28 protein-coding genes, 1 pseudogene and 1 riboswitch are annotated in these 26,867 nt (G+C 34.9%); of the genes and pseudogenes, 18 read left to right on the top strand and 11 right to left on the bottom strand.

Annotation, left to right across the window (positions count from 1 at the left end; all coding sequences use genetic code 11):
* Positions 1-40 precede the first annotated feature (40 nt).
* The 3 genes from AB4Y30_RS11945 to AB4Y30_RS11935 form a co-directional block, all read right to left on the bottom strand.
* Positions 41-586, bottom strand: coding sequence for a biotin transporter BioY (locus AB4Y30_RS11945; RefSeq protein ID WP_368652459.1), 546 nt, complete (start codon positions 584-586; stop codon positions 41-43).
* A gap of 168 nt (positions 587-754) precedes the next feature.
* Positions 755-1,465, bottom strand: coding sequence for a purine-nucleoside phosphorylase (gene deoD / locus AB4Y30_RS11940; protein ID WP_368652458.1), 711 nt, complete (start codon positions 1,463-1,465; stop codon positions 755-757).
* Between the two features lie 117 nt (positions 1,466-1,582).
* Positions 1,583-1,882, bottom strand: a complete 300-nt coding sequence (locus AB4Y30_RS11935) for a DUF378 domain-containing protein (RefSeq protein ID WP_368652457.1) — start codon at positions 1,880-1,882, stop codon at positions 1,583-1,585.
* Between the two features lie 540 nt (positions 1,883-2,422).
* Between AB4Y30_RS11935 and AB4Y30_RS11930 the strand changes: the two genes are divergently transcribed.
* Positions 2,423-2,836, top strand: coding sequence for a hypothetical protein (locus tag AB4Y30_RS11930; protein WP_368652456.1), 414 nt, complete (start codon positions 2,423-2,425; stop codon positions 2,834-2,836).
* Between the two features lie 237 nt (positions 2,837-3,073).
* On the opposite strand, the gene AB4Y30_RS11925 is transcribed toward AB4Y30_RS11930, so the two are convergent.
* A complete protein-coding gene (locus AB4Y30_RS11925) occupies positions 3,074-3,325 on the bottom strand; it encodes a GlsB/YeaQ/YmgE family stress response membrane protein (RefSeq protein ID WP_368652455.1) in 252 nt (83 codons plus the stop codon).
* A 293-nt stretch (positions 3,326-3,618) separates the two neighbouring features.
* Here AB4Y30_RS11925 and AB4Y30_RS11920 point away from each other — a divergent pair, with 293 nt between their 5' ends.
* Positions 3,619-3,894 carry a phosphocarrier protein HPr gene (locus AB4Y30_RS11920; RefSeq protein WP_368652454.1) on the top strand — a complete coding sequence of 92 codons (276 nt, stop codon included), beginning with the start codon at positions 3,619-3,621 and terminating at the stop codon, positions 3,892-3,894.
* A 349-nt stretch (positions 3,895-4,243) separates the two neighbouring features.
* Here the strand turns inward: AB4Y30_RS11920 and kapB are convergent, their stop codons facing one another.
* Positions 4,244-4,627 carry a sporulation phosphorelay system protein KapB gene (gene kapB, locus AB4Y30_RS11915; protein WP_368652453.1) on the bottom strand — a complete coding sequence of 128 codons (384 nt, stop codon included), beginning with the start codon at positions 4,625-4,627 and terminating at the stop codon, positions 4,244-4,246.
* 123 nt (positions 4,628-4,750) lie between these two features.
* Between kapB and AB4Y30_RS11910 the strand changes: the two genes are divergently transcribed.
* A complete protein-coding gene (locus tag AB4Y30_RS11910) occupies positions 4,751-4,963 on the top strand; it encodes a hypothetical protein (RefSeq protein ID WP_368652452.1) in 213 nt (70 codons plus the stop codon).
* 88 nt (positions 4,964-5,051) lie between these two features.
* Here AB4Y30_RS11910 and AB4Y30_RS11905 read toward each other — a convergent pair whose 3' ends face one another.
* From AB4Y30_RS11905 to AB4Y30_RS11895, 3 genes are all read right to left on the bottom strand, one after another.
* Positions 5,052-6,224, bottom strand: coding sequence for a MalY/PatB family protein (locus tag AB4Y30_RS11905; RefSeq protein ID WP_368652451.1), 1,173 nt, complete (start codon positions 6,222-6,224; stop codon positions 5,052-5,054).
* Between the two features lie 287 nt (positions 6,225-6,511).
* Positions 6,512-6,871 (bottom strand): CvfD/Ygs/GSP13 family RNA-binding post-transcriptional regulator, encoded by a 360-nt coding sequence (locus AB4Y30_RS11900; protein WP_368652450.1) that lies wholly within the window; start codon positions 6,869-6,871, stop codon positions 6,512-6,514.
* A 108-nt stretch (positions 6,872-6,979) separates the two neighbouring features.
* Complete coding sequence (locus tag AB4Y30_RS11895; protein ID WP_368652449.1) at positions 6,980-7,534, bottom strand: thioredoxin family protein; 555 nt, start codon at positions 7,532-7,534, stop codon at positions 6,980-6,982.
* A 182-nt stretch (positions 7,535-7,716) separates the two neighbouring features.
* Between AB4Y30_RS11895 and AB4Y30_RS11890 the strand changes: the two genes are divergently transcribed.
* The 4 genes from AB4Y30_RS11890 (at position 7,717) to AB4Y30_RS11875 (ending at position 11,754) form a co-directional block, all read left to right on the top strand.
* Positions 7,717-8,271, top strand: a complete 555-nt coding sequence (locus AB4Y30_RS11890; RefSeq protein ID WP_368652448.1) for a hypothetical protein — start codon at positions 7,717-7,719, stop codon at positions 8,269-8,271.
* 107 nt (positions 8,272-8,378) lie between these two features.
* On the top strand, positions 8,379-9,533 hold the full coding sequence (locus AB4Y30_RS11885; protein ID WP_368652447.1) for an iron-containing alcohol dehydrogenase: 1,155 nt from the start codon (positions 8,379-8,381) through the stop codon (positions 9,531-9,533).
* A 289-nt stretch (positions 9,534-9,822) separates the two neighbouring features.
* Positions 9,823-10,416, top strand: a complete 594-nt coding sequence (locus AB4Y30_RS11880) for a pentapeptide repeat-containing protein (RefSeq protein ID WP_368652446.1) — start codon at positions 9,823-9,825, stop codon at positions 10,414-10,416.
* An 84-nt stretch (positions 10,417-10,500) separates the two neighbouring features.
* Positions 10,501-10,649: riboswitch (FMN riboswitch) on the top strand.
* Positions 10,650-11,181: 532 nt separating this feature from the next.
* Positions 11,182-11,754 carry an ECF transporter S component gene (locus AB4Y30_RS11875; RefSeq protein ID WP_368652445.1) on the top strand — a complete coding sequence of 191 codons (573 nt, stop codon included), beginning with the start codon at positions 11,182-11,184 and terminating at the stop codon, positions 11,752-11,754.
* A gap of 48 nt (positions 11,755-11,802) precedes the next feature.
* On the opposite strand, the gene AB4Y30_RS11870 is transcribed toward AB4Y30_RS11875, so the two are convergent.
* Genes AB4Y30_RS11870 through AB4Y30_RS11860 form a run of 3 tightly spaced genes read right to left on the bottom strand, consistent with a single transcriptional unit; the run spans position 11,803 to position 13,972 of the window.
* The gene (locus AB4Y30_RS11870; RefSeq protein WP_368652444.1) at positions 11,803-12,582 is read right to left on the bottom strand and encodes an NRDE family protein; all 780 of its coding nucleotides are present in this window, start codon (positions 12,580-12,582) and stop codon (positions 11,803-11,805) included.
* 18 nt (positions 12,583-12,600) lie between these two features.
* Entirely contained in the window at positions 12,601-12,987 is a 387-nt protein-coding gene (locus tag AB4Y30_RS11865; protein WP_368652443.1) for a hotdog fold thioesterase, read from the bottom strand.
* A 49-nt stretch (positions 12,988-13,036) separates the two neighbouring features.
* The gene (locus AB4Y30_RS11860) at positions 13,037-13,972 is read right to left on the bottom strand and encodes a 1,4-dihydroxy-2-naphthoate polyprenyltransferase (RefSeq protein ID WP_368652442.1); all 936 of its coding nucleotides are present in this window, start codon (positions 13,970-13,972) and stop codon (positions 13,037-13,039) included.
* Between the two features lie 185 nt (positions 13,973-14,157).
* On the opposite strand from AB4Y30_RS11860, the gene AB4Y30_RS11855 reads away from it, so the two are divergent.
* From AB4Y30_RS11855 to AB4Y30_RS11805, 11 genes and pseudogenes are all read left to right on the top strand, one after another.
* Positions 14,158-15,543: an isochorismate synthase MenF gene (locus AB4Y30_RS11855; protein ID WP_368652441.1), complete on the top strand. Its 1,386-nt coding sequence runs from the start codon at positions 14,158-14,160 to the stop codon at positions 15,541-15,543.
* Positions 15,544-15,546: 3 nt separating this feature from the next.
* Positions 15,547-17,283 carry a 2-succinyl-5-enolpyruvyl-6-hydroxy-3-cyclohexene-1-carboxylic-acid synthase gene (gene menD / locus AB4Y30_RS11850; RefSeq protein WP_368652440.1) on the top strand — a complete coding sequence of 579 codons (1,737 nt, stop codon included), beginning with the start codon at positions 15,547-15,549 and terminating at the stop codon, positions 17,281-17,283.
* Positions 17,284-17,285: 2 nt separating this feature from the next.
* The gene (menH, locus tag AB4Y30_RS11845) at positions 17,286-18,089 is read left to right on the top strand and encodes a 2-succinyl-6-hydroxy-2,4-cyclohexadiene-1-carboxylate synthase (RefSeq protein WP_368652439.1); all 804 of its coding nucleotides are present in this window, start codon (positions 17,286-17,288) and stop codon (positions 18,087-18,089) included.
* Positions 18,090-18,109: 20 nt separating this feature from the next.
* Positions 18,110-18,952 (top strand): 1,4-dihydroxy-2-naphthoyl-CoA synthase, encoded by an 843-nt coding sequence (gene menB, locus AB4Y30_RS11840; protein ID WP_368652438.1) that lies wholly within the window; start codon positions 18,110-18,112, stop codon positions 18,950-18,952.
* A gap of 26 nt (positions 18,953-18,978) precedes the next feature.
* Positions 18,979-19,116 (top strand): hypothetical protein, encoded by a 138-nt coding sequence (locus AB4Y30_RS11835; protein ID WP_368652437.1) that lies wholly within the window; start codon positions 18,979-18,981, stop codon positions 19,114-19,116.
* A 73-nt stretch (positions 19,117-19,189) separates the two neighbouring features.
* A pseudogene (locus tag AB4Y30_RS11830) lies at positions 19,190-19,312 on the top strand (IS3 family transposase); the annotation flags it as partial.
* Between the two features lie 551 nt (positions 19,313-19,863).
* Entirely contained in the window at positions 19,864-21,063 is a 1,200-nt protein-coding gene (locus AB4Y30_RS11825) for a glycine betaine/L-proline ABC transporter ATP-binding protein (RefSeq protein WP_368652436.1), read from the top strand.
* Complete coding sequence (locus AB4Y30_RS11820; protein WP_368652435.1) at positions 21,056-21,901, top strand: ABC transporter permease; 846 nt, start codon at positions 21,056-21,058, stop codon at positions 21,899-21,901. The genes AB4Y30_RS11825 and AB4Y30_RS11820 overlap by 8 nt, the downstream gene beginning before the upstream one ends.
* A gap of 90 nt (positions 21,902-21,991) precedes the next feature.
* Positions 21,992-22,894, top strand: coding sequence for a glycine betaine ABC transporter substrate-binding protein (locus AB4Y30_RS11815; protein ID WP_368652434.1), 903 nt, complete (start codon positions 21,992-21,994; stop codon positions 22,892-22,894).
* Positions 22,895-23,503: 609 nt separating this feature from the next.
* A complete protein-coding gene (locus AB4Y30_RS11810; RefSeq protein WP_368652433.1) occupies positions 23,504-24,967 on the top strand; it encodes an o-succinylbenzoate--CoA ligase in 1,464 nt (487 codons plus the stop codon).
* 267 nt (positions 24,968-25,234) lie between these two features.
* A complete protein-coding gene (locus AB4Y30_RS11805) occupies positions 25,235-26,836 on the top strand; it encodes an amidohydrolase (protein WP_368652432.1) in 1,602 nt (533 codons plus the stop codon).
* Positions 26,837-26,867 lie beyond the last annotated feature (31 nt).

Raw genomic sequence — 26,867 nt, 5'->3', positions numbered from 1 at the left:
TCTGGAAATCCTTTCTTTTTATATTAGATTAAGTTTTCCTTTACGTTGTCGCATATCGGTTTATCCAGCGCCTCGGAAGTCGATGAGCTAGATTAACCATGAATAGAGCCGCAAGCAGCGAAAGTGGGAAATCTTTTATCATAAAAGGAACCATTACAATCCACGCTTGAGAGTAGCTGATAGGAATCTCTAGCCAGAAATTCATCGCAGCAAACATGTATGTTACGCCAATACTATAATTTAGTATTAAGCCAATAATTGCAGCAATAGAGTAAGGAAGTAATTTTTTATGTTTACTCTTTTCTGCAATCCAGCCGACGAAAAATGCAATAAATACAAAAGATAAAATAAATCCACCAGTGGCTGAGAAAAAAATCATTGGCCCGGATTTCAGTCCTGCAAAGATAGGAACTCCTGCAACACCTACTAAAATATATGTAATCATCGAAAGGCTTCCTAATTTTCTCCCTAGCATTAAACCTGCTAAAATCGCGAAAAATGTTTGTAAAGTAACTGGCACTGTAGCACTTCCAATTGGAACTGCTAAGAATGGAAACCAAACTGTAATATTTGCTCCTATTGCCATTAATCCTACAAATAATGCACCAAATGTTAAATCAATTGGACGTAATTTAATAATATTTCACCTCCTTATATACATGATAATAAATAATAAACTTTTTATTGTCAACTATAATTTTAATCGGTTAACATTTAGCGAAAAAAAGAACCTTCTTTAGTAGAAGGTTGATAATTAATTTTCTAATGCTGTATCCAATGCGATTTCTATCATATCCTTAAAAGTTGTTTCACGCTCTTTTGCGGTTGTTTCTTCACCAGTAATGACATGGTCAGAAACGGTAAGAATAGATAATGCTTGACGTCTAAATTTAGCAGCTAATGTATACAAAGCAGTGGACTCCATTTCAATTGCTAGTACATTATATTTTGCTAAAAGTGTATGAATTTCCTTTGCATTATCCTTATAAAATAAATCCGTAGTAAAAACATTTCCAACAAATGGAGTAATATGTTTCTTGCAGCTAATTTGATAAGCTTTATGGAGTAAATCAAAATCGGCAAGAGGAGCATAATCGATTTGGCCAAATACTAAGCGGTTCATTTGCGAATCAGTTGTAGCACCTTGAGCTAATATAATATCTCTTACATGAATATCCTCAGAAATTGCACCACAGGAACCTACTCGAATAAGCTTTTGAACATCATAGCTTTGAATTAATTCATTCACATAAATCGAGATGGAAGGGACTCCCATGCCTGTACCTTGCACGGAAATTTTTTCACCTTTATAAACGCCTGTGTATCCATTCATTCCACGTACATGGTTATATTGAATAACATCAGTTAAAAAATTTTCTGCAATATATTTGGCACGTAGTGGATCGCCTGGAAGTAAAATGGTTTCTGCAATTTGTCCTTTGTTTGCTCCAATATGTATACTCATCATTATTCCTCCCCAAAATATACTCTGTAGCGTTATCATAACGAAAAGTATAACTTAAAACAAATTTCTCTAGGTTAGCAGGTATCATTTTAAATAAGAATAAAAAAACAAGACCGCCTAATAGCGGTCTTGAGGATCTCTGTCACGATGATCATTACGGATATTAAATTCTTCACTTGATTCTGTTTGGTAATTTAAATTATCTGTCTCTGTGCGACGATCGTCAATATCTGTAAAATAAAAAGATAATGCATATAATCCACTTAATCCAACTAGTGAATAAATAACTCTTGAAATTGCGGATTGGTCACCACCGAAAAGGGCTGCAACTAAATCATAATTAAAAAATCCAATTAATCCCCAGTTAAGCGCACCAATAATTATTAATGTTAATACAATTATACGTAATACATGCATACAATCATTCCTTTTCAATTGAATTGTAGGTATATTATGTCCAATTGAATAAAGAATATAATACATTAAATGTGGAAAATAAAAGCAATAAACAAAAATATTAACTCATTTGGTATTTTATGTGAAATTTTTGTGGATAGTCAGTAAAGGAGAACGTGGTATAAGGATTGTTCGCTGACAATTATTATTGTGTGTATCTATCCACTTGGCTTGTTTCAAAAATAGTATAATAACATATACAGGAAAGGTGTTCACAGGATGCTATTGTATGACAACTTTTCTTTTTATTTGAATAGATGGATTTGATTCATTATTTCAGTTTTTAATAATGCCTTTTCAATAGGTATGTTATCTCTCTTGTTCATGCATTTCTAACTTTTAGCATATTTGCCCCTACATTTATCGTTCGCTTTAGTTATAAATGAATAAGCGCTTATTTTAATATTAGCGTAATAAACAATCTAGTCTAAAAATTATTTGTAACATTTGTCTAGATGCTGAATAGTTTGGAAAGGAGTAGTTATAGAAAGGAATGGTACAATGAATCATCAACCTGAAATAGGCTCACACCACGAAAATCCTTATGATCAGAGAATGAACCCGCATCATGAGAAGTCTAATAATAAGGAAATGAATATGCAATCTAGGGAACATACCTCTCACTCAAAACAAATGTACGAGACATGTAAAAAATTTCATTTATATTTTGTGCAAATTCAAACAACAGAGGGACAATTACATGATGGAATTATTGAAGATGTTGATAATGAAGGTGTGACAATGCTCGTGCCGTCTGGTGATATGGAACACGGAGAAGGAATGGAACGACAATTTGGCTATGGCTACGGTGGGTACGGTTTTCCTAGAAGATTTCGGCGTTTTAGACGCGTTCGATTCCCGTTTTTCCAGCTTCATCGTTTATTTTTCCCGTATTATTACCCGTACTATTATTAGTGGAATTTATTAATCTGAGATTTATAAGTTTTTTGTCAGTTACAAAGCCTTCTTAACAACATCATATTAAACATGCAAGAGTATCACATAATCATTTGTAAATTATGGAGATAGTAAATGACGATGCTTATTCCAATTTCGAAAATAAGTACCGTCATTCTTCTTGTAATTCTTCCGTATAGTATTACAGGGATCTGTGATAAATGTTCTCTTTGTGTAAATAGCTTATTAAATTAATTAGTTTCTTTTAAATATATTTAGCAGGATACTTACTAATATAATAAGAATAATTGAACCTATCAATGCAGGGAAAATGTAAAAGTCACCAATTTCAGGACCCCAAGAACCTAATAGGCGGGATCCTAAATAACCTCCAATTATCCCGGCTAAGATATTACCAATAATTCCTCCAGGTATATCTTTTCCTGTAATTAATCCTGCCAGCCAACCGATAATACCACCAACAATTAATGTCCATAGTATACTCAAGCATATCCCATCCATTCTATAGTTTTATAATATTTTCCCATCATGTAAAATAATAAACATAAAGTATATCTATATTTTGTGTTTAGCAAATAGAAAGCATACATTATTTTTAAAGCGCTAATCTATTTAAAAATATCTCAGAATGGTGTCTTCCAAAAATAAGATTAAGAATATCTTAGGGGAAATCTTTTTCTTTTAGTGGTTTCCTTTTGAAAGTTTGTATATAATATAAGGGAGCTTTTATAATTTAATTATAGCTGAAATTGATTACAGTTTATTCAGGAGGTTCTAAGATGAGAACGCATACATATTTAATTACGGCTGATGTTGGAGTCCATGCAAGACCAGCTACGTTACTTGTAAACGAAGCTGGGCAATTCGACTCTGATATTGACATTCAATATAATGGAATTAAAGTGAATTTAAAATCAATCATGGGAGTTATGTCTTTAGGAATACCTAAAGGAGCAGAGATTAATATTATTGCTAATGGTCCGGATGAAGAAAATGCATCTAATAGTATTGAAAAAGTAATACTTGAACATTTAGGAGAGAAAGTAGAAAGCTAGAGTGCTTGAAACTCTAGCTTTTATAATTGCATAGGAAAGTATTAATTTTTTCCAGGTTGTTTCTTATTCAGAGGTAGCGCTGTCTAGCTCCGAGCGCCAAAAACGAAGAGCTAACGCGAGCCACCCTATAATAAGTTAACATCGGTTTTGTTTTATAAGGAAGCCTAACTAAAACCAGGCTAAAGCCTAACGTTGGATACCCTTAAAGGGGCATGTTTCCTTTATCTCGGTTGTGCCGCTCCAATCTCTACGTTTTTTGACGTACAGGATGTGCTAGTACAGGACGTTGTGCTCGTGACGTCACGTTCTTAGCCTGTAAGGGCGCGACTTGCGCTTTTCGTTCTGATTTTTATTTATGGTAGTAATGTGCTTCTAGGTCGGCAAGTTTTTCTAAAGATTTTTTATTAAATGCTGTATCTTCCTGAGATAGTTCGTCCTTTAGTTGCTGTAAGGCCTGTTTTAATGAGTCATGATAATCAGGAATTTCTCCATCAAAGGCTTGGACCTTTCTTCTTTGAACATTCATTTTTTCTTTAAATCCTAAAGCTTTACGTTCAAAAAAAGCAACATTTTCAACTTGACCAGGATTATGAAGATCTCCTTGATTAGGATGCTTGACTACTGCAAGCACTTCCACTAATTGAAAATTTCTACGATCTTCCAGTAATTTTCCAATGTAAGCACCTGAATTATAGCTTGCTAAAACATATTTACCTACTTCTAACTCTGCCATATATGTTATACCCCTTATCTATATTTTTTTCTAAATGTAACAGATTAACGAACATTTATTTAATCTGGTACTTAAAAGCAATGCTCTTTGCTATAATATAACGCAAGAAGGAAGTGATGTACAATGATGGAGTTTTTGTATTTCCCAAAAGATAAGATGGAATATATTCCTGCATTTATTATGCTAGTTATTTTTATGATTGGCGCAGTAGCTGCAATGTATTTTATTTATAAAAAATCAAAAAAAGATGAGCATAAATTTAAGGAACAGTATAAAGATATCGACGTGCACCAGTATGAAATTGATGAAAAACAAAATAAAAATAAAGAAGACTAATAAAGACTGGTTGAGAGGTCATTTAAAGAATGACATCCAACCAGTCTTTATGATTATATTCTACAAATCTAGTATCTAGTTCAAGGTATTAACGGCTGTTTACAGCATCAATAATTCGCTTAACGCCTTCTTCAATAGTAGCGCGAGGGCATGCCATATTTATACGCATAAATTGGTTTCCTTCCTCACCATATCCCGCACCAGCGTTAAGCCCGACTTTAGCTTTTTCAATCATAAACTTCTTCAGCTCATCTGCGTCCATTTCTAATCCACTACAGTCTACCCAGAGTAAGTAAGTTCCCTCTGTATCTACTACTTTTAATTCTTTTGTATTTGTTTCTAGCATTTCTTTAATATAGTTTTTATGACCTTCTAATATTGAAATCAATTCATCTAACCACTCTTTACCATGTGTGTATGCTGCTTCTAAAGCAATATTACCCATTGTATTTAAGCGGTCTATACTTTGTTTTTGTAAATGCTGATCAATTGCTTTCTTCTTCTCAGCATCTGGAGTAACAATATAAGATGCTTGTAGACCTGCTAGATTAAATGTTTTTGTTGGTGACATACAAGTAATCGTTTGGTTGGCAATCTCTTCAGAAAGAGAAGCAATTGGAATATGACGTACATTTGGATATACCAAATCAGCATGAATTTCATCTGAAATAATCAGTACATCATGCTTCAAACAAATTTCAGCCATTTTTTCTAACTCTTCTTTTGTCCATACTCGACAAGCTGGATTATGTGGTGAACAAGAAATAAATGCTTTTACCTTATTATCAACAATCTTTTGTTCAAAATCTTCAAAATCAATATGATAGCTATTGTCTTTAAATACGAGAGGATTTTTAACTACATTTCTCTCATGAGTTTCAATTACATTATAAAAAGGTGTATATACTGGAGTTTGGATAATAATATTATCACCAGGGTTTGTAAACGCTTGAACAGCAATATGTAAGCTAGTAACTACCCCTGGACTAAAGGATAACCATTCCTCATTAATCTCCCATTGATGACGATCTTTTAACCAATTCAAGATAGAATCTTTTACTCCTGCATCCATCACTGTGTAACCATAAATTCCATGTTTTGCACGCTCGATAAGTGCTTCATTGACAGCTTCAGGAGCTTTAAAGTCCATATCAGCTACCCACATTGGAAGAACATCATTTGTACCAAAAATTGCTTCAAGTTGATCCCATTTTACGGATTTTGTATTTTTACGTTCATGTACTGCATCAAAGATTGACATAGTATTCCCTCCTTAACATATAACTTATTATAACGGAATAAATAGAAAGTTAAAATGTAAATGCTTTCAAAATTATCGCAAAAAAAGAAGCAAAGCGATAAACGCTCTGCTCACAGGGGGAATACGAGAAAGTCTTACACTAAGAGTATTCCCAGAAAAAAATTTCATAAACATGTTTTTGAAAATAATTTATCTTATTTTGACGAGTAAATTATATTTTTTGATTAGTTCGTTGAGTTTTGTAATAGTTTCGTTTGATTATTAATTAATTTCTCATAGATAAAAATTTATTTTAATTCTTTCGAAGCTTGCTTTAACCATTGTGGTAATTTTTCTTTTAGGGAATCAAATCCTATTTGCTGATCTTCTGATTGAGTAGAGAAGGGATTGGATGCTTTTTCTTGATTATTTTCGGTTGCTTTTATAGAGAGGGAAATCTTCTGTGGGCCATCCATGGAAATAATCTTTACTTTTACCTCTTTACCAATAGAAATATGATCATAAATATTACTAACATATCCATTTGTTATTTCCGAAATATGAACGAGACCTTGTAGTTCTTTATTCAAGGCAATAAATAATCCATATGGCTGAATCCCAGTAACTTTTCCAGTCACGACTTGTCCAACCTCAAATTTGTTAGCCATGCTAACCAACTCCTGTTTTTGGTAAAAAAATTATATCATTTGTTTGAAAAGGAAGCAAAAATGTAAGAATAGACTGCCGACAAATGAATTGAAGGCAGTCACTTAGTGTTAAATATTAGAAATAGTTGTTTTAATGCTTTCGTATACTCCATTCCAGAGTTTTTCATTTTCTGTAAATTCCTTCGTTGAAGCTTTAATAAGTTTCTGGAATTGCTCTTGATAATCTTCTGCTTCTTTTGGAGGTAAACCTACTTTTAGTTCATCTACTAATTCTTTTGTAGCTGGAGCCCATGGTCCCCATTTGCCAACTTCATTTCCATCCTCATCAATAAATATAAAAATTGGAATGGTACGAGATTTTCCATTGGTTAAATATTGATCCATTAATTCTAAGTTTTCATCACGTCGTAAGAAGCGCACTGGAATTTCTGTCTTCTCTAATATATGTAATAAAATAGGTATGTTTAACATGCAATGTCCACACCAAACCTCTGCTAATGCAATGACACGTAGATTCTTTTCTTTTGCTGCTTGGAAAAATGCTTCATCATTTGGTATTTCAAAATTGTTATACACATGATTGAAATTATCTTTATGTGCATCTAAATCTGCTTTATATGTCTCAGCTGTTAAGCCTTTTTCAAACCATTTATTAAGTCCCATATTATCAAGCCCCTTCTTTCAAATTTATTTTAATTTTATCCGAATAGTAGGAGAAGGTAAATCAAAATGCTGTTTAACTACTGCTATAATATGAATTTTAATAAAATTAATAAGATTTAATTGAAAAAAACATTTAACTCTAGGATAATGAGTTGGATAATTAAAAATGGAGTTGGTATTTTTTGAAAAAATTATTAATGCTTCTTATCATTGCTTTATTCGTCTTGGCTGGTTGTGGAAAAAGTGGTGATGTAACAATTACTTTCCCTGCTACTATGTTCGATAATGAGCTTTTCACTATCGATGAGATGGTTGAACAGATGGAAGAAGATAATGAAGTAAAAGAAGTTAATAAAAATGACGATGGATCATTATCCATAGTAATGTCAAAATCAGAGCATGATAAAGTAATGGAAGAAATGAAAGAGGATTTACAAGAAAGCTTTGCTGGAATTGTAAATGATAATGAATTCTTTACATCTATTAAAAATATTGAAGAGAATAAAGATTACACAGAAATTAATGTGACGGTAGATCAAGCAATGTATGAAGAAGGTATGGAAAGCTTTGCAATGCTTGCACTTGCAAGTTCTAGTGTATATTATCAAATATTTTCAGGTATTGAAGCTGATAAGCATGAATTAACGATTAACCTTAAAGATGAAGCCTCTGATGAAGTTTTTGAAACAATGAATTATCCAGAAGACTTTGAAGATATTGGCTTAATTCCTGAATAATCCAGATAAAAATCCATTTTGAAGCAATATTCAAAATGGATTTTCTTATGTTTTTCAAGTAAGCTATCTTCAAGTTTAGTAAATAACAATGAAGGGGTAGAGGAGCCATGAACTTTGAATATTATTGTAATACGAAAATGCTAATGGGTGCTGGAAAGTCAAAAGAAATTAATCTGATTTTAGCAGACATAGTAGCACCAAATAAAATGATTATGATAGTGACAGATCCTGGTGTAAAGCAAGCAGGCTTAATCACACCTATAGAAGAGCAATTACTAGAAGCAGGCTATTCAGTAATTTTATTCGACCAAGTATCTCAAAATCCAAGAGATAATGAATGTGTGCTTGGTGCAGAATTATTTAGAAAAGAAAATGTAGACTGCTTAGTAGCCATTGGTGGAGGAAGTCCAATGGATACAGCTAAAGCGATTTCTTTACTAGGTCCAAATGGAGGAACACCTGAAGATTATGTAAAAGGAAAGAAAGCTTACAAGGCTGTCGCTCCGTTAATCTGTATTCCTACAACAGCTGGAACTGGGTCAGAGGTTACTCGCTCATCTGTTATTACTTTATCTACATCACATAAAAAAATTACTTTAAAGCATGAATTATTAAGACCAATTATTGCAATTTTAGATCCTGAACTCACATTAACTGTACCAAAAGCGATTACAGCTGCAACAGGTGTAGATGCATTAGTACATGCTATTGAGGGCTATACATGTAAAGTAACAAACCCTATTTCAAAGGCTATGGGAGCAAGTGCGATGGCAACTATTGTAGAGTATTTGCCAAAAGTATATGAAAATGGAGCGAATCTAGAGGCTAGATATAAGATGCAGGAAGGAAGCTTACTAGCAGGACTTTGCTTTGGTTCAGCAGATGTAGCAGCTGTTCACTGTTTAGCAGAAGCATTAGGAAGTCTTTATGACACACCACATGGCATTGCAAACGCAGTTTTCCTACCATATGTCATTCAGTATAATGCAACCGAAAATCAACCTTTACATGCAGAATTAGCAAGAACTATGCATTTTGCAAATAAGCATGATGTTGATGAAGTGGCAATTCAGAAATTAATTGATGGGGTATATGCATTTACGCAAAGCTTAGATATTCCAACATTAAAGGAATTATCGTATGTGAAAGAAGATGATTTCGAGAAGATGGCTGAGCTTGCAGAGCAAAATGGCTCTACACCAAGTAATGTTCGATCAATTAAGAAGGATGACTATTTAAAAATATTACAATCCGCTTTTTAAGAACAAGGAGTATCGCTCTTCCTTGAAAATAGAAGGTAGATTGTACACTTTTTCAAGGAAGAATAACCCATTTACTCTTTGAAAATTGATTTTCATTAATTTTTAATGTTTCTTCAATCTTCCGGAGACGTCTATGAATATTATAAATAATTGGGAGGTACAACAAAGCAATTAATATATAGAAAGCCCATGTCATCAACTCCTTATAAAATTGTATTTATTTTATATTAAAAAGAATATTCAGTCAAATTAATGGTTCAAATAATATTGGAGGGGAGGTGTTTATACCGTGATAGAAAATAGGAAATTATCATTTGATGAAATCGAGCCTGGGGAACATTATAAGAATTGTATTTTCCTAGCTTCGCCAATTTCAAAGCGTATAAATGATGCTACTTTTGAAAAATGCGAATTTGAGCAAACTGAATTTCAAGGAAGCGAATGGTTGGATTGTGATTTTATTCATATGTCTTTTTCCAATTATATTTTTTCAAAAAGTATATTTTACCGTTGCATGTTTGAAAAGTGTCAGTTAATTGGTGTTGCTTTTATCGAAAATAAATGGAAAGCAAGTCAAGTAGTGGATTCACGTGCTGATTATGTTAATTTTACTGGCTCCACGCTAGAATCGATTATTTTTAAAGAAATTTCTTTGAAGGAGGCTTTCTTTCAAGAGGTGAAGGTAAATAAAAAGTTGATTTTTGATAAAGCTGATTTATCAGGAGCAGATTTCTTACATACAAAGCTAGCAGGAGTAGACTTTTCAAAAAGTACTTTTGATTCATTAAGATTCTCTCCAGATCATGTGATGGGAGTCAAAATTAATCCATTACAGGCGGTACCACTGCTTAATTTTTTAGGTGTCGATATATCAGATAGTTAGTGGTTTCTTTGGAAACAATTAAGATTTTTAACTTGCATTTAGTATATACTTCCGTTATAGTAAAAATATAACTACATATCGATTTGTAATCTTCGGGGCAGGGTGTAATTCCCGACCGACGGTGTGGAACTTTTGTTCTAAGTCCGTGAACTTCTGAATATGAATTCATGTTCAGTGGTTGACCTGGTGAGAATCCAGGACCGACAGTATAGTCTGGATGGGAGAAGATAACGAGCTGAATGGTCTGTACAGTTCTATTTATTGTACATTCCTGTTTTGTTGTCGTAGATATTATCCTAAGTGCCCCATAGGTACTTAGGATTTTTTTGTGTATAGAGGATGTTCAAAAAGCCCAACAAAATGACACATCGAATTTCTGCGTTAGCTTGCTTTTCCGTTCCTTGAAAAAGAAAAGCACTTTTTCTGCGTGCAAGAGCGTCTGCTCATGTATTAAAACCATAGCGGAACTTCTGCTAAAACCGTCCACGTCCTGTGGACAACACAGAAGTCACTACATCCTGTAGAAGTCCGCTACTCTAAGCTGCGCTGCCTTGAACTTTCGACGGACACGATGTGCTAGTATCGGTGTTGCTCTCGTGACGTTGCGAACTTAACCGATGACGGTCCTTTTTATTTTCCTTTTTAAACACGCATGTATAGGCAAATAAAAGCTTACACACAGATAAAATTTACGAAGGCAAAATCAGTTCATCCTTCATCAAGAGATTCGAATCGATATAAAAAAGATGAAGGAGTGTCATAAAAATGCGATCCAATAAGTTATTTAAATTAATTATTCTCTCTTTATTAGGAACTATCTCTTTATTATTGTTTTTCTTAAATTTTCCACTACCATTCTTACCGGGTTATTTAAAAATTGATTTTGGAGATATTCCAGCATTAATAGCAGGACTAATCTTTTCACCATTGGCAAGTGTAATCGTAATCGGAATTAAGAATGCTTTATATTTAGCTGTAGGTGGAGGAGAACCAGTAGGGGTTTTATCTAACTTTTTAGCAGCATCAATGTTCGTCTTACCTGTTTCCATTCTTTATCATAAATATAAAACAGTAAAGAGTGTTGTATCAGGCCTTGTCATTGGTACACTTGTGATGGCAATTGGTATGAGCATACTTAATTACTTGGTACTCTTACCAATTTATGCTTGGTTTATGGGAATGGAAGAAATGAAGCTAGAAAGTGTGAAAAGAATTACTGTGTTATTTGGAATCCTACCATTTAACTTAATTAAGGGAGCAGCAATTGGATTATTATTTGTACCAGTCTTCCTGAAAATGAAAAACTGGGTAGAGCGAAAGAAAGTTGAATTTGTTTAAATAGTAAAATACCGCATTTCGATAAAAAAATCGAGATGCGGTATTTTTTTATACCTTCAAGGATTCTGTAATATGAAATTGAAAGGAAACATCTTTTAAAAATTCTCCTTGAACAAAGGTTCGTTCCATAAAGGTAACATGATTATGATGATCCACTAACAATACGGTTGATGAGCGTGTACCGTAATGGGGAGTACGAATAAATATTGAAGATAGCTTTGCTTCCAATTCTTTTCCAACTCCTGTATTTGGTAGTTGATCAACAGGAGCTTCTTCATTATTAGCTAGAATTTTAAATAATTCTTCCGCTTGAATATTCTCCTTTGTTCTCACATAATCGGCTAATTGTTGTTTTGCTGTTTTTACTTTGGGCCAAGGTGTGTTTAATAAATGATTGCTTACACTATGCGTACCTGGGTCTAACTTGTGGGAATCTGTGCTGATGTTACTATAATAGAAAAGCTCATCAATGTTACCGACTAGTAGATTAAATCCATTATATTCTTCTCTATCTTGATGAATCAGCTTTATATACATTTCTGAATCAATAGACGAAATTAGGTAATTTTGAATGATTTCTCCGCGTGACCTTTTATCATCTTGAATACGGAGTGGATCACGATAGTTGGTTAGGGCGGCAAATCTACCATTTTTTGTAATACCCATCCATGTTCCCATTAACCGTAAATCTCGACCTGCTAATAGATTAGGATTGTCTTGCCAAAAATGGGCTTCCTTGGTTGGGCGGTCATATGCTTCATCGCGATTTGCAGCAAGTATGAATTTATAGATAGGGTGTCCTTTTAAATGTAAATTGATCAAGCACATTATTTTTACACCTACTCGTTATTTTCTTTTTTCCACTACACCAACAGTACATCGAGACAGTGAAATTAATGCTTCCTTTTCATCCGTGATTTTAATTTCCCAAACCATTGTGCGTTTGCCAATATGTACGGGTGTTGCTGTTGCAGTTACAATTCCCTCTTTTTTGCTCTTAATATGGTTAGCATTAATTTCCATACCAAATATAGAGGTGGTGTTTAAATCAACATTTAAAGCAGAGCCAATGCTAGCAGCAGTTTCAGCTAATAATACACTTGTTCCTCCATGTAGATATCCAGCAGGTTGATGTGTACGTTCATCTACTGGCATCGTTAAAACAACGGAATTTTTATCTAACACTTTACTTTCAATACCAAGCGAATCCCATAATTTTGTTCTAAAATTCATCTAATATTATCTCCCTCTTTGTAGATTTTGATTGGAACTTTTACCAATTTTAAGCAAGAAAATAACTGACTAATAGTGAAACACCTAATAATAAGCCATAGGCTGTGTTTGTTTTTCCTGTCGCAATCATTGCTGGGAGCATTTCAATAGGTTCTGTTTTTCCTTTGAACTTTTGAATAACATCGTAAGCAAGCTTGATACTAAAGAAAGCAATAAGGGATTCTAATGGAAGCATTTTTAAAATGATAAATGCTGCAGTAAATCCGTATGCAATAATAAATAATAGAGCTAAAAAGTAAATCGCCTTTTTTCTACCAAGCAATATTGCAATGGTTTTTCTACCATTTTTCTTATCACCATCTAAATCACGAATATTATTAGAAAGTAAGATAGTGGCAATAAAAATAGCAATAGGAATAGTTAACCAAATAATGTCAGAAGTAAGATCTAATACTTGAATATAATAGCTTATGCAAATAATAACAGTCCCCATTAAAAAACCGGCAAATAATTCACCAAACGGAGTATAGGCAATTGGTACGGGGCCGCCTGTGTAGAGATAACCAAACAGCATACCAATTAATCCAATTACAGCAATCCACCATGTTGTTTCTAAACAAATATAAACACCAAGTAAGATGGCAATACCAAAAAATGTAAATGCTAAATTTAATACCGTTTTTGGTGCTATCCCATCTCGAACAATCGTTCCACCAATTCCTACAGATTCTTCTGTATCTAGACCACGAACATAATCATAGTATTCATTAAACATATTTGTAGCAATTTGAATTAACATAGAAGCAAGTAACATTGCTAGAAATAATAGTGCATTAAATTCACCATGAAAATAGAGTGCAGCCATTGTCCCGAAGAAAACAGGAATAAATGAAGCAGTTAGTGTATGAGGACGTAAAAGTCGCCACCACACTTGAAACCCACCTTGTTCATTCAAGGCCTGACGAATATCGTTGTTTTGTGTCATTTTTTATAATCTCCTTCATCGCAGTAATACCTATTATTAGTTTAGGGATTTCAGCATAAGGTGTCAATTTCAGTTCAAATAATAATAATTTTAGCAGAAGATGTTATCCTTTCCTTGAGAAACCTAGCGAAAGAGAATAAAATAGAAAGGTAGTTCTTGTTTTAGATTTAACGGAGGTTAATTTCATGATAGATATAGATATAAAACGAATCGATAGTATTTTGGAAGAAGTCGTTCGTAACATGGGTGGAAAAGAAACACAGCTTGTTGTAGTGACGAAGAAAATTCAAGCCATCGATCCGATTCGTTTTTTTGAGCGAGCGAAGAAATTAGAAGAGAATCGAGTTTTTTGGGCAAGTGCTGATGGTAGCTTTTGTGTTGCTGGAGTTGGAGAGCAAATAGAAATCACAACAACACATACAAATGATCAGCAAATGAATCATGTATGGAATGAATTAACGAAACAAGCAGTTGTTTATAATCCATACAATGTTATTGGTACAGGTCTTTTTGCTATTGGCGGAATGGATTTTGATCCACTTAGTGAAAGAACGGCCTTGTGGAAGAATTTTAAGCCAAGTCAGTTTATTGTTCCAAAATATTTCATCACGAGACATATGGATTCATTTTTCTACACTGTTTCCTTACAAGTAAATAAATCAGCGAATATTACAGAGCTAGTAGAAGAATTAGCACAGGTTGAAGCAGAACTATTAGGTGGATCAGATGAAAATAGAATAGCTGCTACTGTTGCCCAGCACCAGGTTATTGAACCTGAGCAATGGAGAGATACCGTACAATTAGCTGTTGATGAAATAAAAAAAGATAAGTTCCGTAAAGTTGTACTAGCCAGGGAGCTTAGATTGAAGTTAGATAAAGAGGCAGAAATTGGCAGTATCTTAAACAGATTATTAACAACACAACCTAATAGTTATGTTTTTGCTTTTGAAAAGAAACAGGACTGTTTCCTAGGAGCAACACCAGAACGGCTTGTGAAAGTGGAAGGGAATCAATTATTTTCAACTTGTTTAGCCGGCACAGCTGCTCGTGGACAAGGGGAAAAAGAAGATGCAGAAATTGCCATGACAGAACTGTTAAATGATGAAAAGAATTTAGAAGAGCATGGTTATGTAGTGAAGATGATTCAGGACGCAATCACGCCATATTGTACTGATATTAAAATAGCTGATGCGCCTATCGTATTAACATTAAAAAATTTACAGCATCTATATACTCCTGTATCTGCCCAGTTGAAAAAAGAATTTACGATTTTTGATATTATCTATGCACTACATCCAACACCAGCACTTGGTGGAGTACCTACAGATAAATCACTACAGTTTATACGAGATTATGAGCTACTCGATCGTGGCTGGTATGGTGCACCTGTAGGATGGCTAGATGGAAAACAAAATGGGGAATTTGCGGTTGCTATTCGTTCTGGTTTAATTCAAGGAGAGGAAGCTTCTTTATTTGCTGGTTGTGGAGTAATGAAAGATTCTGATCCGTGGAAGGAATTTGAAGAGACAAGTATTAAATTTTTGCCAATGCTATCTGTATTAGGAGGATAAAATATGGATCATACAGAAAAGTTGACGAGATATGTGGCGAACTTTGTGGATGAACTCGTACAAAGTGGGCTTAAACATGTAGTTATTTCTCCAGGCTCTCGTTCTACACCACTTGCTTTAACAATGTGTGAACATAAAGAAATAAAAGAATGGATTATTATTGATGAACGTTCTGCAGCTTTCTTTGCATTAGGAATTGCGAAACAATTAAAGGAACCAGTTGCATTGCTTTGCACATCTGGAACAGCAGCAGCAAATTATTATCCTGCTATTGTAGAGGCAAATTATAGTCGTGTACCGTTACTTGTTTTAACAGCAGATCGTTCACATGAGCTGAGAGATATCGGTGCTTCTCAGGCCATTGAACAAATTAAGATGTATGGTGATACGGTGAAATGGTTTCATGAGATGGCACTCCCTGAAGCTTCAGAGCCAATGCTACGCTATGTAAGAAGTAAGGCCTCTCAAGCTATTTATAAAGCAACAGAGGGAAATCCTGGACCTGTACAATTAAATTTTCCATTTAGGGAACCACTTATTCCAGACTTTTCCATAGAAGATGCTTGGGGGTCTAGAAAAACACCTTACCAAAAAATGAATGTTGGTGAACGCCAAATAAGTCAGGAGCAAAAAGAACAGCTAATAGCTTTTTTTGAAGCCCATCCTAATGGAGTAATTGTATGTGGGCCACAAATTAATCCAGGTTTAGGGAGCGCCATTGCAGCATTGGCTGCGGCTTATCATTATCCTGTATTAGCTGATCCTTTAGCTCAAATCCGTGGAGGAACACATCAAAAAACGAATATTATTGAAAACTATGATGCTTTCTTAAAATCATCGGAAATTCGCACACAATTAAAGCCTGATTTTATTATTCGTTTTGGAGCAATGCCTGTATCCAAAAGCTATTTATTTTACTTACAGGAGAACAGAGATATTCCGCAATTTGTGGTTGATGAAAGTGAAGGTATTCGTGAGCCTGTTGCTAATCCTACCGAATTTATTTATACAAATGCTGTTAAACTTTGTCAGGATTTAGTAGCTGATGAGAAAGCTAGTCATTCCGAAAAGTGGCTGAAAAAATGGTTATCTATAAATGAACTAGCTAAAAAACAAGCATTACATACGACTGCAGAGGTATTAATGGAGGGTGAGGCTGTTCGTTCTTTACTAGAGGTAATTTCTGATGAAGCTTGTATTTATGCTGGGAATAGCATGGCAGTCCGTGATTTAGATACATTTTTTATGAATACAGATAAATCCATTGCTGTATTAGCAAATCGTGGTGCAAGTGGAATTGATGGCTTAATATCAAGTGCTCTTGGTGCAGCAGCAGTAACCAATAAATCAGTAACCCTAGTAATTGGAGACCTGTCCTTTTACCATGATTTAAATGCACTGTTGATTGCTAAGCATTATCAGTTAAGCTTAACCATTTTATTAATTAATAATGATGGTGGAGGAATCTTTTCTTTTCTACCACAAGCGGAGCATGGAAAACATTTTGAAAAATTGTTTGGTACTCCATTAGGGATTGATTTTGAACCAGCGATTCAGATGTATGGAGGGACATATGAGCTTGTGAAAAATGCGGATGCATTAAAAGAAAAGTTGATAAACAGTTATCAACAAAAAGGACTTCATGTCATTGAAGTACAAACAGATCGTCAGGATAATTTAAATTGGCGTCGACAAATTTGGCAAGCCGTAGAGAATGACATATTGTTAGGTGAGGGCTAAAGATGAGATTTACAGTAAATAATGCTACATATGCCTATGAAATTTATGGAGAGGGAGAAGTCCTTCTGCTTCTGCATGGGTTTACAGGTAGTAAACAGACTTGGCAAAGCTTTGTTGAAATATGGCAAAAGTCTTTTCAAGTTATTACCATTGACCTTCCAGGACATGGGGAGACAGTTACTCAAACTGTTCGCTCCATGGAAGCTTGCTGCCACGATATTGATCAGCTATTAACCTATTTACAAATAGAAACAGTTCATTTAATTGGCTATTCTATGGGGGGAAGAACGGCATTATCTTTTGCACTACTCTATCCGGAAAAAGTGAAAACATTAATTTTAGAAAGTGCTTCACCTGGGTTAAAGCAGGAAGTGGACAGAGAAATGCGTAGAGCAAATGATGAAAAGCTAGCAAAACAAATAGAGACAGAAGGGCTTTCTGCTTTTGTCCAATTTTGGGAAAATATTCCGTTATTTGCTACACAAAAAACATTACCAGAACAAATGAAAAAGAAAATTTATCAAGAGCGTATTGCGCAAACAGAAGCTGGATTAGCAAGTTCACTACGTCATATGGGAACAGGAAGCCAGCCTTCTTGGTGGGAGAACTTATCAAAGCTTATCATCCCTGTTTTGTTAATTGTTGGTGAATTAGATACAAAATTTGTTACAATAAATAAGATGATGCAAAAGCGTATTGCTTTTGCTACTTTAGAAGTAGTCTCAGATGCAGGACATGCAGTACATATTGAACAAGCAGAAATATTTGATAGGTTAATAAGGATGTTTATCACTAAAAAGCAGTAATAAGTAATCTGCTTATATCAATGCATTTAAAGGAGAGAAAGAGATTGACAGTTCAATGGGAAAAAGTAAGAGAGTATAAAGAAATTGTTTATGAAAAAGCAAATGGCATTGCTAAAGTAACAATGAATCGTCCAGAGAAGCATAATGCATTTACACCACTTACAGTAAGTGAGATGATTGATGCATTTGCTGATGCACGTGACGACTCCTCAGTTGGAGTAATTATTTTAACTGGTGCTGGCGGTAGAGCTTTCTGTTCTGGCGGAGACCAGTCTGTACGTGGACATGGTGGATATGTAGGTGACGATCATGTACCTCGTTTAAATGTTCTTGATTTACAACGTTTAATTCGTACGATTCCTAAACCGGTTATTGCAATGGTAGCTGGGTATGCAATTGGTGGAGGTCATGTATTGCATGTCGTATGTGATTTAACGATTGCAGCAGATAATGCTATCTTTGGGCAAACAGGACCAAAAGTAGGTAGCTTTGATGCTGGTTATGGTGCTGGTTTATTAGCTGAAATGGTAGGACAAAAGCGTGCAAGAGAAATTTGGTACCTATGCCGTCAATACAATGCAGAAGAAGCTTATGAAATGGGCTTAGTTAATACAGTAGTACCTCTTGAAAAGCTTGAAGAAGAAACAGTTAAGTGGTGTGAAGAGATTTTAGAAAAATCTCCAACAGCACTGCGTTTCTTAAAGGCATCATTTAATGCAGCAACAGATGGCCTAGCTGGTTTACAGCAAATGGCTGGAGATGCAACATTATTATATTACACAACGGATGAAGCGAAAGAAGGAAGAGATGCTTTCAAAGAGAAAAGAAAACCAGACTTTGATCAATTCCCGCGCTTCCCTTAAAAAAGATATAGGATAATGGAGATCTGATGTATACCCCAGAAGTTAGACCGAAAAAATCTAACTTCTGGGGTGTTTTTATGGTTAAATATGATGAAGCATTCAATTCAACCAAAGGGTGGATGTATGCTTTTGGCCTAAGCGACGCATCTATCATTGTTGGTTAGATGGAGAAATGGAGAAAAGAAGGCATGACAGGGCTCTTCAGACCAAAGGGGCGCCCAACTATGTCTAGAACAAGCCGTAGAATCGTATATTTATTACTACAATTATAAGCGAATAAAAGTAAAATTGACTGGGATGAGGTCAGGTAGAATATCGAAAACAAACCAGCCAATTATAATTATCTGCTTAAATACTTAGTCTAACTTTATAGGTTCAGTACAATCATCTCTTATTATTCTACGAAGTTATATAAGTTGAATTTATCATTTTAACTTACAATCTCACACAAAGTCGGTCGATAATTGTATCCTGATCCTGGTTAATATCATCCATAAATTCTCTATGTAGTGAAAAAAATAACTGCAAAATAAATGATATAATTGTAATAAAAGAGAAAAAATTATGCGAATTTTGTTTCGAATCATAGATAGGGGAAAGGATATAAAAGGAGAAATCAGGAAAAGGAAGATATTGCTAGATATCGCTATATAATTTCTATATAGGATTCGGAATGCGCATAAATCGTGTGAAATGCCTGTTTTATCCGTTTGTGTTTAAAATTTTATTTATTTATAATAAAAAAGTGGCATTTAAAAAGAAGGGTTTATTACACTTATATGACAAGATAAACAAAAATAAATGAATCTGTTCGATTCATTTATTTTTGTTTTTAACGCAGATGGTTCAAAAGTACCTTGAATCAAATGTCCTAACACTAATTGTATCATAATAGAATAAGAGGTGAGAACATGGCAGTAGTAGAAGCAAAGAACTTGTCGAAAATCTTTGGTAAAAATATTAATCAATCGATTAAAATGCTCGATCAGGGCATTTCCAAAGAAGAAATACTCAAAAAGACCGGTAATACTGTCGGAGTAAACCGTGCTAGTTTCATGGTAGAAGAAGGAGAAATCTTTGTAATCATGGGGCTTTCAGGTAGCGGGAAATCTACTTTGGTTCGATTAATCAATCGTTTAATTGATCCGAGTGAAGGCTCTATTCTTATAGATGGTAAGGAATTGGCCACGTTAGATAAAAAAGCTTTGCGGCAAGTGCGTCGTGAAAAATTAGGAATGGTATTTCAGCAATTTGCACTTTTCCCGCATCGCACTATTTTAGAAAATGCAGTATTTGGTTTAGAGGTACAAGGTATTGATAAAAAGGAACGGCGGAAACGAGCTGAAGAGTCATTAAAACTTGTAGGATTAGGAGATTATATACATCAAAAACCAGGTCAATTATCTGGTGGGATGCAGCAGCGTGTAGGATTAGCTCGTGCATTAGCAAATGATCCAAAAGTGTTATTAATGGATGAAGCCTTTTCAGCACTTGATCCATTAATCCGCAAAGAGATGCAGGATGAGTTGATTGACCTGCAAGCCTCCATGAAAAAGACTATTATCTTTATTACGCATGACCTTGATGAAGCACTTCGTATAGGAGATCGCATTGCATTAATGAAAGATGGGGTTATTGTGCAAATTGGTACACCGGAAGAAATTCTGATGAAGCCAGCAAATGACTATGTCGAAAAGTTTGTGGAAGATGTTGATCGCTCAAAAATCCTTACAGCAAGCCACATTATGAAACGTCCAGAAACAATTAATATAGAAAAGCATGGTCCTCGTACAGCATTGGAAAGAATGCGCAAGGAAGGTATTTCAAGCATCCTTGTTGTTGATGAAAAGCGTCGCCTGCAAGGCTATGTCACAGCAGATGATGCTTCCGAAGCACGTAAAAAAGGAATATCCAGTATTAAAGAAATTTTAAAAACAGACATTCTAAGGGTGGCACCAGAAGCACTAATGCAAGAAATCTTCTCTTTGATTTACAACACACCTGTTCCGATTGCAGTTGTGGAAGAAAGCGGACGTTTAAATGGGATTATTGTCCGCGGAGCAGTATTAGCTGCGCTTGCAAATGATGGAGAGGTGAACTTAGATGCTTGATTTTGTGGATAAAATCCCGTTAGCAGAATGGACAGAAAAGGCCACAGACTGGATTCAAGGTAAATTTGCATTTCTTTTTGAACCAATCAAAGAACATTTTGGCGAGTTTATGGATTTTATATCTGAAAAGGCTTTAACAAGCATCCCTCCAGTCCTGTTCATTTTAATTGTTGCTGTGATTGCGTTCTTGGTTTCGGGAAAGAAGTTTGGATTAGCGGTATTTTCAATTGTTGGTCTATGGTTTGTTTATAACCAGGGATTATGGGAGGCGTTAATGGCTACCATAACATTGGTTATTCTGGCAAGTTTATTATCTGTTATTATAGGTGTTCCAATAGGCATTTTAATGGCAAAAAGTAAGATTGCCAATTCCATTTTTCAACCAATTTTGGACTTTATGCAGACTATGCCGGCATTCGTATACTTAATTCCGGCAGTAGCATTCTTCGGAATCGGGATGGTTCCCGGGGTATTTGCATCGCTTATATTTGCGACACCTCCAACTGTCCGTTTTACAAACTTAGGCATTCGTCAAGTTTCCAAGGATTTAATTGAAGCGTCGGATTCATTTGGTGCGACTGGGCCACAGAAATTGTTTAAAGTAGAATTGCCAATGGCGAAATCAACCATTATGGCTGGGATTAACCAGACAGTGATGCTTGCTCTATCCATGGTTGTAATCGCGTCAATGATTGGTGCACCAGGACTCGGAAGCCAGGTACTGTCTGCACTACAGCGTGCCTCTGTTGGTACTGGATTCGTTGCTGGAGTTGGTATTGTAATTCTAGCTATTATTATCGACCGTATTACACAAAATATGAATAAAGGGAAAGAATAAAACTGTGTGACCATTTTTTTATGGAGGAGGGATTTCTTCTTCCATGAAGAGTGTCAATATATCAAATTAAAGTAAAGGGGAGTTTTATTTATGTTTAAAAGGAGTCTTAAACGTGCTGGGCTTATTGGAACGTTAGCAATAGGTTTAGTTGTTGCAGGTTGTGGAAATGACGACAGCAATGGTAACAGTGGAGATGATAATGCTGCAGAGGGTGGAATAAATGGCGAAATTGAGCTAGCTTATGTAGAATGGGATTCTGAAGTGGCATCTACACATGTTATCGGAAAAGTACTGGAAGATGTAGGGTATGATGTGAAATTAACTGCACTGGATAATGCAGTGATGTGGGAAGCAGTTGCAAATGGCGAAGTAGATGGTATGGTAGCAGCATGGTTGCCGGGAACACATGCTGAACAATTCGATGCATATGGTGATCAAGTAGATCGGCTTGGTGTTAACTTAGAAGGTGCAAAAATTGGGCTGGTCGTACCAGAATATATGGATGTTGATTCTATTGCGGACCTTTCCGATGAAGCTGGTCAAACAATTACAGGTATTGAGCCGGGTGCAGGTGTTGTAAGTGCATCCGAAGAAACCGTTGAAACGTATGAAAATCTGGATGGCTGGACTGTTCAGACTTCTTCTAGCGGTGCAATGACAAAAGAACTGGGAAGTGCTTATGATAATAAAGATGAAATTATTGTAACTGGTTGGACACCACATTGGAAGTTTCAGGTATATGATTTGAAATATCTTGAAGATCCAGAAGGTGTATTTGGTGAAGCGGAAACAATTGAAACAATGGTTCGTGAAGGACTAGAAGAGGATGCTCCAGAGGCATATCAAATATTAGATAACTTCTACTGGACTACAGATGACATGGAAGAAGTTATGTTAAATATTAATGAAGGTACTGATCCAGCTGATGCAGCAGCTGAATGGGTAGAAGCGAATCAAGATAAAGTGGATGAGTGGACAGAAGGTATTAAATAAATTAGTTTGTTCTTGTTTGAGAGTACGAGTCTAGTATAATTATTAGACTCGTACTTATTTTGTAGAGAACTAGAAAGTGTAGATGGAAGAACTGAAAGAAGCGATGAAGAATGTAAGAGAATCTCGTCACTATAAACGCTATTACGGCTATAAGATGAAAGAGATTACTAAGATTATCAATCGCTACGGTAGAACGGTTGGTGTTTATGTTCATGTAAAAAATAATTCCCTCGAAGGATTAAAACTTATCTTTTCACAGAGACCGTCAAAATTATCAAGAAATTGTTTTTACTAAAGTACCAGGCAGATATTGGTTTTACTGTCAAATATAATTGAACATTATCCTTATGAAACAATTTGTTAAAAATGAATGAACATAGTGCAACACCGAACTAACATACATCCTGTATCCCTCATAGCGAGTATTTTTTAGTATTGATATTTGGGAGTGACTAACTTAAAATGTTTTTATCTCAACCTCTATGTTTTTTGAAGCATAGGACATGTTAGTACATGTGTTAATCTCATGAAATCGTATTAATCTATAATGGTGCTACTTGTGAGTTTGGTTTTGAATGAAAAAGTATAAATGCTTAAGGAGAGAGACGGATGTCTAATACAATTCCACATTGGTTGACGAAGCAAGCCTTGTTATCTCCGAATCAACCAGCAATTGAAATGGAAAATGGAAATGTCATCACATATAAGCTTTTGCAAGAAAAAAGTCAGCAGTGTGCTAGAAGGCTTACTTCTTTAGGAATAAAACAAGGAGATCATATTGGAATCTTCTCAACAAACCAACCAGAAATGATGATTGCAATCCATGCATTAAGCTATATTGGTGCTGTAGCAGTATTATTAAATATTCGTTTAACAAAAGAAGAATTAGCATATCAAATCGAAAATGCTGAAATCCGTTATCTTCTAACTTCAAAAGATGTAGAAGCAAAAATGAATTTTAACATACCAACCTTTTCTTTTGCTCAGGTAGAAAGCTTTCAAGAAGCAGCAATTGAATTGAAAACCGAGCTCCGATTGGATGATGTGTTTACGATTATTTATACATCAGGAACAACTGGATATCCAAAAGGAGTGGTTCATACATATGGAAATCATTGGTGGAGTGCTATCGGGTCAGCATTAAACTTTGGCTTGCAAGCAACAGACAAATGGTTAGCAGTTTTACCGATGTTTCATGTAGGTGGTTTATCCATCTTTATTCGCAGTGTTATTTATGGGATTCCTGTTTATTTAATGGAAAAATTTGATGAGACAGCTTTTCATCAGGCGATTTTTGAAAAAGGAGTAACAATTGCTTCTGTAGTTACTGTTATGTTGAAGCGACTAGTAAATACATTAAAGGATGAGAAATATCCTGAAACATTTCGCTGTATGTTGCTAGGTGGTGGTCCAGCGCCTAAAACATTGCTTGAGCAAGCAAATAATCATGAAATAGCTGTTTTTCAGTCTTATGGGATGACAGAAACATCCTCTCAAATTGTGACACTTTCTCCAGCAGATGCGATGAATCAGTTAGGTTCATCTGGAAAACCATTATTCCCAGCACAATTAAAGATTAATGAACCAAACAGAGAAGGTATCGGCGAAATTTTTGTTAAAGGTCCAATGGTTACAGAAGGCTATTATAAAAATGAACAGGCAAATAATCGTGTATTTAATGACGGATGGCTTGCAACAGGAGATTTAGGCTATGTGGATGAGAAGGGCTTTCTTTATGTAGTTGAACGCCGAACGGATTTAATTATTTCAGGTGGAGAAAATATTTATCCAACGGAAGTAGAAAATGTTATCGCTAGACTAGGTGAAATTCTTGAGGTGGGTGTAATAGGTGTACCTGATGAAAAATGGGGACAAGTTCCAGTCGCTTTTGTTGTAAAGACAGACGAGATTTCGAGCGAGCTGATTATATCCTATGCGAAACAAAGATTGGCATCTTATAAATTACCAAAGCATATCTTTTTCATCGATGAGCTTCCGCGAAATGCATCAAATAAATTAATGAGAAAAAAATTATTAGATATATATAATGAAATTCCAGATAAATTCATATAATTTCATTTATTCGGAATTTTATTGACCAAAGTATTAATTTTTGCTAAGTTATTAATTATAAAATTTAATAGTTATTTTAAAAAGTACTACAACCAGAAATATAGACATAACATTTTAGAATGTTTATATTTCTGGTTTTTATTTTAACTATTTTTTTGGATAATTCACTGTATTCTTTAATTGTTATGAAGGAGATGAGGGTATATCAATATAAGATATAAAAGGCATATCGTTTTAAAAAAAGATGATTTAACGGAGGGATAAATAGTGAAAGCAGATACGATTTTTGTAAACGGGCATATTATGACGATGGATATGGATTTACTGGATGCAAGTGCGGTTGTTGTTAGAGAAGGAGTAATCCAATATGTAGGTGATACTGAACCAGCACTTAACTGGAAAGGTAAGAACACAGAAGTAGTTGATTTAGAAGGAAAAACATTAATGCCAGGATTTATTGAAAGTCATGTTCATCCGGTTGATTATGCTATTAAACTACTAGAAATCGATTGTCGTGCAACAAGTGCACCTTCCATTGAAGATGTTCTGAAGAAAATTAAAGAACAAACACAGTCAACTCCAGAAAATGAGTGGATTAGAGGCTGGGGATGGGATGATAGTAAATTAAAAGAAAAACGAAAAATCACACGCTGGGACTTAGATAAAGTTTCACCAAACCATCCTGTTATTCTTAAAAGAACCTGTGGTCATGTGGCAGTAGCTAACTCAAAAGCGTTTGAAATGAGTGGAATTACAAAAGATACCTCGCAACCTAAGGGAGGTAATATTGAATATGATCAATCGGGTGAAATGACGGGTATTTTAGAGGAGCTTGCTCAAGATTTACTGTCTTTACCTGAATATGATTATAACGATCTGAAAAAAGGATTTGAATTAGCACAAAAGGATTTTGCAAAATGGGGAATTACCACAGTTCATGATATGAGTGCTGTTCAAGAAAATATGCAATTATATCAAGATTTATTATCAGATGATAATTTGACTGTAAGAGTTCGTCCTTGGATTTGGGCACTAAACCAGAACGGGTGGAAAGGGCATTTAAATCAAACATTATCACTTGGAATTAAAAGTGGTTTTGGTAATGATATGATCCGTATTCAAGGTATGAAATACATGCTGGATGGTAGTGTAGGAGGAAGGACAGCAGCAGTGGATCAGCCGTATGAGGATGATAATCATAAAGGAATATTATATTTTTCAACAGATGAAATTGCACCATATATGAAACAAGCTATTTTAGGAGATTTAAGAGTTGCCATACATGCTATTGGAGAACGTGCTATTGAAGTTTCCATACAAGCATTTGAAGAGGCACATAAGGAAGCCAATATATCAAATATGCGTAATCGGATTGAACACTGTGCACTTCCTACTGAAGATCATTTAAAACGAATGAAAGAACTTGGACTTATTGCTGCTTCTTCGATTGGATTTATTTATCACATCGGCGACAGCTATATTAAAAATTTAGGGACAGAAAGAATGAAACGTGTGTATCCACATCGAACGTTTATTGATTATGGAATCGTTGCACCAGGTAATTCTGATTTACCTGTAACGGGAGGGAATCCATGGACAGGTATATATGGCGCTGTAAATCGTAAAACGATTTCAGGTCAAGTGTCAGATAGTGTACAAAATATTTCAGCCTATGAGGCGGTCAAAGCATATACCGTAGATGCAGCTTATAGTTCCTGTGAGGAAAATATCATTGGTGTTATTAAAGCATCAGCAAAAGCAGACCTTATTATCGTATCAGAAAATCCATTAGAGGTTGATACTGAAAAGCTAAAAGATCTTGAAGTAGAGGAGACATTTATGAATGGGAAATCAATATATAAGAAATAGGTCTAAAACAAAATAATAAGGAGATGAATAT

Origin of the sequence: Ornithinibacillus sp. 4-3 (assembly GCF_040958695.1) — a bacterium.
Lineage (GTDB): Bacteria > Bacillota > Bacilli > Bacillales > Amphibacillaceae > CALAMD01.
This window is presented reverse-complemented; position numbering and strand designations above follow the sequence as displayed.

Coding starts and splice junctions, on each gene's coding strand:
- AB4Y30_RS11855 (WP_368652441.1), top strand. CDS start 14,158: ATGATAGATATAGATATAAAACGAATCGATAGTATTTTGGAAGAAGTC.
- AB4Y30_RS11895 (WP_368652449.1), bottom strand. CDS start 7,534: ATGGGACTTAATAAATGGTTTGAAAAAGGCTTAACAGCTGAGACATAT.
- AB4Y30_RS11815 (WP_368652434.1), top strand. CDS start 21,992: ATGTTTAAAAGGAGTCTTAAACGTGCTGGGCTTATTGGAACGTTAGCA.
- AB4Y30_RS11835 (WP_368652437.1), top strand. CDS start 18,979: ATGTATACCCCAGAAGTTAGACCGAAAAAATCTAACTTCTGGGGTGTT.
- AB4Y30_RS11920 (WP_368652454.1), top strand. CDS start 3,619: ATGAGAACGCATACATATTTAATTACGGCTGATGTTGGAGTCCATGCA.
- AB4Y30_RS11860 (WP_368652442.1), bottom strand. CDS start 13,972: ATGACACAAAACAACGATATTCGTCAGGCCTTGAATGAACAAGGTGGG.
- AB4Y30_RS11865 (WP_368652443.1), bottom strand. CDS start 12,987: ATGAATTTTAGAACAAAATTATGGGATTCGCTTGGTATTGAAAGTAAA.
- menH (WP_368652439.1), top strand. CDS start 17,286: ATGAGATTTACAGTAAATAATGCTACATATGCCTATGAAATTTATGGA.
- AB4Y30_RS11820 (WP_368652435.1), top strand. CDS start 21,056: ATGCTTGATTTTGTGGATAAAATCCCGTTAGCAGAATGGACAGAAAAG.
- AB4Y30_RS11870 (WP_368652444.1), bottom strand. CDS start 12,582: ATGTGCTTGATCAATTTACATTTAAAAGGACACCCTATCTATAAATTC.
- AB4Y30_RS11930 (WP_368652456.1), top strand. CDS start 2,423: ATGAATCATCAACCTGAAATAGGCTCACACCACGAAAATCCTTATGAT.
- AB4Y30_RS11910 (WP_368652452.1), top strand. CDS start 4,751: ATGATGGAGTTTTTGTATTTCCCAAAAGATAAGATGGAATATATTCCT.
- AB4Y30_RS11875 (WP_368652445.1), top strand. CDS start 11,182: ATGCGATCCAATAAGTTATTTAAATTAATTATTCTCTCTTTATTAGGA.
- AB4Y30_RS11900 (WP_368652450.1), bottom strand. CDS start 6,871: ATGGCTAACAAATTTGAGGTTGGACAAGTCGTGACTGGAAAAGTTACT.
- AB4Y30_RS11935 (WP_368652457.1), bottom strand. CDS start 1,882: ATGCATGTATTACGTATAATTGTATTAACATTAATAATTATTGGTGCG.
- menD (WP_368652440.1), top strand. CDS start 15,547: ATGGATCATACAGAAAAGTTGACGAGATATGTGGCGAACTTTGTGGAT.
- menB (WP_368652438.1), top strand. CDS start 18,110: ATGCATTTAAAGGAGAGAAAGAGATTGACAGTTCAATGGGAAAAAGTA.
- AB4Y30_RS11905 (WP_368652451.1), bottom strand. CDS start 6,224: ATGTCAATCTTTGATGCAGTACATGAACGTAAAAATACAAAATCCGTA.
- AB4Y30_RS11885 (WP_368652447.1), top strand. CDS start 8,379: ATGAACTTTGAATATTATTGTAATACGAAAATGCTAATGGGTGCTGGA.
- AB4Y30_RS11810 (WP_368652433.1), top strand. CDS start 23,504: ATGTCTAATACAATTCCACATTGGTTGACGAAGCAAGCCTTGTTATCT.
- deoD (WP_368652458.1), bottom strand. CDS start 1,465: ATGAGTATACATATTGGAGCAAACAAAGGACAAATTGCAGAAACCATT.
- AB4Y30_RS11825 (WP_368652436.1), top strand. CDS start 19,864: ATGGCAGTAGTAGAAGCAAAGAACTTGTCGAAAATCTTTGGTAAAAAT.
- kapB (WP_368652453.1), bottom strand. CDS start 4,627: ATGGCAGAGTTAGAAGTAGGTAAATATGTTTTAGCAAGCTATAATTCA.
- AB4Y30_RS11945 (WP_368652459.1), bottom strand. CDS start 586: ATGGCAATAGGAGCAAATATTACAGTTTGGTTTCCATTCTTAGCAGTT.